Source organism: Stutzerimonas azotifigens, from assembly GCF_013522725.1.
Lineage (GTDB): Bacteria > Pseudomonadota > Gammaproteobacteria > Pseudomonadales > Pseudomonadaceae > Stutzerimonas > Stutzerimonas azotifigens_A.
Map to the genome: position 1 here is coordinate 1 of NZ_JAAMRF010000022.1, position 1,534 is coordinate 1,534.

2 protein-coding genes are annotated in these 1,534 nt (G+C 54.4%); one reads left to right on the forward strand and one right to left on the reverse strand.

Features of this window, described 5'->3' with window-relative positions:
• The coding region (locus G7026_RS22455) for an IS110 family transposase (RefSeq protein ID WP_181073265.1) at positions 1-523 on the reverse strand (523 nt) is incomplete at its 3' end.
• A 497-nt stretch (positions 524-1,020) separates the two neighbouring features.
• Here G7026_RS22455 and G7026_RS22460 point away from each other — a divergent pair.
• Entirely contained in the window at positions 1,021-1,377 is a 357-nt protein-coding gene (locus tag G7026_RS22460; RefSeq protein WP_181073266.1) for a hypothetical protein, read from the forward strand.
• The last annotated feature ends 157 nt before the right edge of the window (positions 1,378-1,534 follow it).

Genomic DNA, 1,534 nt, shown 5'->3' on the forward strand with positions numbered 1-1,534 from the left:
CACCGCGTAAGGCACGCACTTCTGGCCGCTCGATCAGCTCGCACGCTTGGCGTAGAAACGGCTTGATGCCGCTCGGTGCCTCGACCCCAGCTTCACGTAGGATGCCGCGCAGCAGGTTGATGCGTTGTACGCGAGACTTCTTCCAACCCTCGCGTAGCTTATGCAGCTGCTGGATCTCCTGCTGTTGGACGCTCTTGACCGGAACCGGGCGGATCTCCTGGCAGCGAGCCGCTTCCAGAATGGCGTCGCAGTCGTTGCGATCGGTCTTGTTACGCCGCCGATACGGGCGCACGTAACGGGGGTGCAAGAGCACGACGCGATGCCCTCTCTCCTGCATCAACCGGCCCCAATGGTGAGCTGTGCCACAGGCCTCCATCACCCACTCGACAGGTTCAGTTTGCTCCTGTACATATCGCGCAAATGCCCCGGAATCGAGCCGCCTGCGCCGATCCACTCGGCCGACCTGGACACTCTCGGCAACCTGGTAAACGGACTTGGCCAAATCAACCGCTATGCGTTTCATCGCACCTCTCCCAGCAAACAGTCATCACGGTGTTATAGAAGAAACGTGGTGCAGGGAGAGTCCATTACAGCCCTCAAGTCGCTCACTTCGTTCGCTGGGACGGGCTAAAGCCCGCCCCTTAGCTAATCGTTAGAAGCGGCTCGTACTTTTGGTGGTTTCAAATGCACGGAAGCATTGTTTCATTTCTTCGGTTAAAGGCCCGTACGGTTGTAAGCCATAAGCGTGGGCTCGCAACCTGGCTGAATGCCCGCAGCGTTTCGCACTGGCCTTGCCGGCCGAGCGCTGGCACAGCAGCCATTGAACATCCGGCGTCTCTATATCTGCCAACGTCCGCACGTTCGTTGCTCACTCTTTCGGTTCGGCTTGAGCTACAGTCAGCGTGGCCTGAACATCCAGCGCCCCGCTTGTCACCGCGTCTAACTGCAAGTTCAAGGCGTTCGCTTCGCTCACTTGGACGGGCTAAAGCCCGCCCCTTAACTTAACGTTAGAGGCTTTAATTGATAACTCACTACCTCATAAGTTATGGGCACCTTGCTGCATTATTTACCTTTGTTATTGCAGGTTTTTCATTGCTGATGGCAAGGCAAATAATCCCCGGAGCCATTGTTTTCTTAAGTTCATCAATAATGCTCGCACTAAGAGCGATGCACGAAATATCATTCAATCAAGAGATGGTTTCACATGTCAAAGATGAAAGCGGCCAGGTAATCGCCTTCAACATCGAAATGACATCCTGGCAGAACGCATCACTGTGGGCTGACCCACTCGGCTTTATACTTATCTCGCTCAGCCTGCTTCTACTAGCTAACCAGGCGTTTCAACAAAATAAACGATCTGCGAAACGGCCAATTTAATGGTGCACACGCCTCTAACAACTTATATGTACTCTCCCCACAAGCAGTGAGGAATAGCTTTGTCGATCCTGTCGTCAGCGCGGTTGCATTCGTATATCCGGCCTGTTCTGGGCATTGCCCTGGCCATTCTGTAGTTCGCACAGCAGGGGCCAAGCGT